Annotated in this window: 1 protein-coding gene; it reads right to left on the reverse strand. The window is 44.4% G+C overall.

The genetic code is table 11. The features are described from left to right. A partial coding sequence (locus CWC11_RS21160) for a DNA replication terminus site-binding protein (RefSeq protein ID WP_249330794.1) occupies positions 1-347 on the reverse strand: 347 nt, incomplete at both ends.

A 347-nucleotide genomic window follows, 5' to 3' on the forward strand; every position in this document is an offset into this window, starting at 1 on the left:
CCTAGTTTCAAATCCGGGTTGTCATCAAAGACAATAAACGGTAGTGCACCGCTGACATGATATCGACGTGCGTCACTGAATCTTACATTTACCTCAGGTGTCACTCGAATAGGCCGACGAATACGTAACTTTTCGTTATGACTGAGGCTGGCCACTTTTGCTTTCTCCTGTTCCACCAAACGTTGCCACTGAGTTTGGTCTATCATCCTCGGGTTTGAGTAAGCACTGCTACGCTCTAACATAGTAAGTGCTAACTTACGTGATAGGGATTTGGTGGAATGCTTTTTCATCCAAGTAAAACGCACGGAAGAAGGGGAATTGCCTTCGTAATGTATACGTCGATAAAA

Source organism: Pseudoalteromonas sp. S3178 (assembly GCF_005886985.1).
Taxonomy (GTDB): Bacteria; Pseudomonadota; Gammaproteobacteria; order Enterobacterales; family Alteromonadaceae; genus Pseudoalteromonas; species Pseudoalteromonas carrageenovora.